Origin of the sequence: Rhodoferax sp. (assembly GCF_011391645.1) — a bacterium.
GTDB lineage: Bacteria > Pseudomonadota > Gammaproteobacteria > Burkholderiales > Burkholderiaceae_C > Rhodoferax.
Map to the genome: position 1 here is coordinate 1 of NZ_JAABQC010000158.1, position 3,312 is coordinate 3,312.

The 3,312-nt window shown below is 64.5% G+C and carries 5 protein-coding genes; all 5 read right to left on the reverse strand.

Going from position 1 to position 3,312, the window contains the following annotated elements; all coding sequences use genetic code 11:
* Positions 1–151 (reverse strand): ATP-binding cassette domain-containing protein (locus tag GPS82_RS13585; protein ID WP_296495623.1); only part of this gene is annotated, 151 nt, incomplete at its 3' end.
* 10 nt (positions 152–161) lie between these two features.
* Positions 162–821: an amino acid ABC transporter permease gene (locus GPS82_RS13590; protein ID WP_296495616.1), complete on the reverse strand. Its 660-nt coding sequence runs from the start codon at positions 819–821 to the stop codon at positions 162–164.
* A gap of 26 nt (positions 822–847) precedes the next feature.
* Positions 848–1,690, reverse strand: a complete 843-nt coding sequence (locus tag GPS82_RS13595; protein ID WP_296495617.1) for a transporter substrate-binding domain-containing protein — start codon at positions 1,688–1,690, stop codon at positions 848–850.
* Positions 1,691–1,765: 75 nt separating this feature from the next.
* Complete coding sequence (locus GPS82_RS13600; protein WP_296495619.1) at positions 1,766–3,082, reverse strand: FAD-dependent oxidoreductase; 1,317 nt, start codon at positions 3,080–3,082, stop codon at positions 1,766–1,768.
* Positions 3,069–3,312 (reverse strand): 2Fe-2S iron-sulfur cluster-binding protein (locus GPS82_RS13605; protein WP_296495621.1); only part of this gene is annotated, 244 nt, incomplete at its 5' end. The genes GPS82_RS13605 and GPS82_RS13600, both read right to left, overlap by 14 nt.

The following is a 3,312-nucleotide window of genomic DNA, read 5'->3' on the forward strand; positions in this document are numbered from 1 at the left end:
TCAGCAGGTTGATGCAGCGCAGCAGCGTCGATTTGCCCGATCCCGACGGCCCCACCAAAGCCACCACTTGGCCTTGAGCCACGTGCATCGACACGTCGCGTAGTACCACGTTGTCGCCAAACTGCTTGCGCAGCCCCTGTATTTCAATCATGTTGCTTGTCTCACAAAGTGTCGGCGCGCCGCTCCAGCCGCTTGATCAGGCTGGTGGCAGGCACCAGCACGGCCAGATAGATCAGGGCAATCAGCGTGTAGGTTTCCAGCGGTCGGTAGGTTTCGTGCACCACGGCCTGCGCCTGGTAGACCAGGTCCGGCAAGGCCACGATGGACACCAGCGAGGTGTTTTTGAGCTGCATGATCGACTGGTTCAGCAACGGCGGCGTCATGCGCCGCAGCGCTTGCGGCAACACCACACGGCGCATGATCTGAAAGCGCGTCATGCCCAGGGCGCGCGCGGCCTCAGATTGCCCCACCTCGATCGAGATGATGCCACCGCGGATGATCTCGGAGTAAAACGCGCCGCCGTATAGCGACAGCGCCAAGATCGCTGCCATGGCCGGCGACATTTCGATGCCCAGCAGCACCGGCAAGGCGTAGTAAAACCAGATGATCTGCACCAGCACCGGGGTCGAGCGGAACAACTCCACATAGCCCTTCATGGGCCAGCGCACCACGCCGAAGCGCGACAACTGCCCCATGCCGGCGATCAGGCCAAACAGCAGCCCCAGCCCAATACACATCGCGGTGTAGCCCAGCGTGTAGAGCAGGCCGGTGGCAAACAGGCTGCGGTATTCCCACAAAAATTCAAAGTTCCACTCGTACACACAGGCTCCTGTTGATCAAACAAGCGTCAAAACTTAACGATGACCGGAATTTCTGCGGGCTTGATGCCCATGAGTTTGTCCAGGTTGGACAGCACGATCGGGTTCATTTTGTCGGCCGCGCGCAGTTCGGTGATCCATTTGTCCACGTAGGCCTGCCAGGTCTTGTCGGCCTCTTTGCGCAGGCCGGCATTGGTGGTGGTGCCCTTGAGCGGCTCGGGCACGATCAGGTGGCCGATGTTGGGGTTTTTCTTCAAGATGCCGGCCGACACCGTGACCACCAGCGGCTGCACGTCGGCACGGCCGGTTTGCACTGCCATGGTGGCGTCGTTGGATTTCTCGAAGCGCAAAATCTTGGCCTTGTCGTACATGGCGGTCACCAGGTTGTCGTAGGACGAGCCCACATCGACCGCAATCGTCACGTCTGGCCGGTTCAGGTCGTCCCAGGTCTTGGCCTCGAAGCCTTTTTTGGCAATCAGCGTGAACGCGTTCTGGTACAGCGGCACGGTGAAGTCAATCACCTCGCGGCGTTGTGGTGTCGGGTTGAGGCCAAAAAAGATGTCGAGCTTGTTGGTCTGCAAATCGAGCACCGAATTGCCCCAGGTGGTCTCGGTGACCACCAATTTCACATTGAGCCTGGCGGCCAGATCATTGGCCAGGTCGACCATGATGCCGCTCCACTCACCCGTGGCCAGATTTTTTTGGTAATTGGGCGGGGCACCGGCCACCGCACCCACACGCAGGATTTTGGTGCTGTTGATGCGGTCCCAGGTGGATTGGTCAGGGGCCTGTGCCAGCGCAGCACCGGCCAGGCAACTGGCCGCCAGAGCAGCCACACCCATTGTGAAATGGCGTCGTTGTTTCAGTGTCATCGTCTTCTCCTGGTATTGGCAAAAATTTGCCGGTTTCAAAAATCCTGGATCGCGTGTTCCGCGGCTGGCCATCGGTTAGTCATCGGCATAAGCCGCCAGCGCCGCCACCGACACCGGCCGCAGCGGCCAGCGCGGCACGCTACCGTGCAGGTCCTGCGGCTCAAACGCCACCCCAGCCTGGGCGGCCAGCGCTTGGGCGTTGCGCGCGCAAAAGCGGCCCTGGCAGGCGCCCATGGCAAAGCGGCCCACCACCCGAATCTCGTGCGCCGAGCCAGCGCCCTCAAGCGCGCCAAAGCCAGCGGCGCGCAAGCCCTCGCAGCGGCAGACCACGGTCTCGGGCGTGATGGCGGCTGCGGGTGCCTGGTACAAAGTGCGCAGCGCCAGCTGCAAGCGGCGGGCCGACTGCAAGGGCGCCTCAAAACCAGCCATGGCGCACGGCTGCCCCAAGGCCTTGGCCAGCTGCTGCGCGGCCCGGCGGCCGTCTTGAACAGCGGCTGCGGCGCCCAGCACCTCGCGGCAATCACCGGCCCAGACGATGGGCAAACCCGCTGCAGTCTGGCGTGGCAAACCGGTCTGATTCGCCTCCAGACCATCGTGCAAAGCCAGCTGTGCCACCTCATACAACTGGGTCTGACCACGACCGTTCTCCGTTGTCACGCGCAGGCCCTGCGCCATGGCCTCAATGGCCGTGACCCGGCAACCGGTGCGGTACGGCACGCGGGCACGCCACAGCTGGCGAACATAGCCCAGCGCCTCGGCCACCGGCAGCCAACTGCGCAAGCCATTGAAAGCCGCACCAGGGTGCGTCAGCGCGGTGCCAAAAGGCGTGCCCCGCTCCAGCAGCGCCAGCGGGGGCCGACCCATGGCGGTTAATTGCGCAGCGAATGCCAGCGGCAGCGGCCCGCTGCCCGCCACCAAAATCGGGCCCGGCGGTGCTTCACCGGTTTCTTTCAGCTGCACCTGCATGCCGCCCACCGTGCTCACGCCCGGCAGCTCCCAGCCTGGCACCGGCAGCACCCGCTCCACACCGCCCACCGCCATCACCACAGCGCGGGGGCGCACCGGGCGCACCCGCCCGGCAACCCGGTCGTCCAGCAGATAGTGGCCATCGCCCTCAACGCCCAAAAAAACAGACTGAAATTGCATGCTGAGTCGATTCCCCTGTTGCTGCACCTGCTGCACCTGGTCCAGCAGAGCCTGCCAGGCGCGCTCGTGGTGCGCATTGCGCTTGACCGGGCTGGCGCCCTCGCCAGCGTAAGCGCGGTGAATGGCGCCACCCAGGCGGTCACGCTGTTCCGCCAGCAGCACATGCAAACCCATGCCGGCCAGCTCGACCGCTGCGGCCACACCCGCCGGGCCGCCCCCCACCACCAACACATCAGGCTGCAACACGGTGCACCTCACAAGCCGGTGGCGCCGCCAGCGTCACCTGCACGCCAGCGCGCGCCGGTGTCAGGCAGGCCTCGACCGGTGCCGCGCCGTCAACCGACACCAGACAGGCCTGGCAAGCCCCAATGCCGCAAAAATAACGCCCGCGCAATTGCCCCATGGCCGGCCCCAGGTCATCCACGCCGCTGCGCCGCAAGGCCGCCGCAAAGCTGTCTCCGGGCCTGAACACCACC

Excerpts from the sequence above, each read along its gene's own strand:
- GPS82_RS13595 (WP_296495617.1), bottom strand. The coding sequence starts at position 1,690 with ATGACACTGAAACAACGACGCCATTTCACAATGGGTGTGGCTGCTCTG.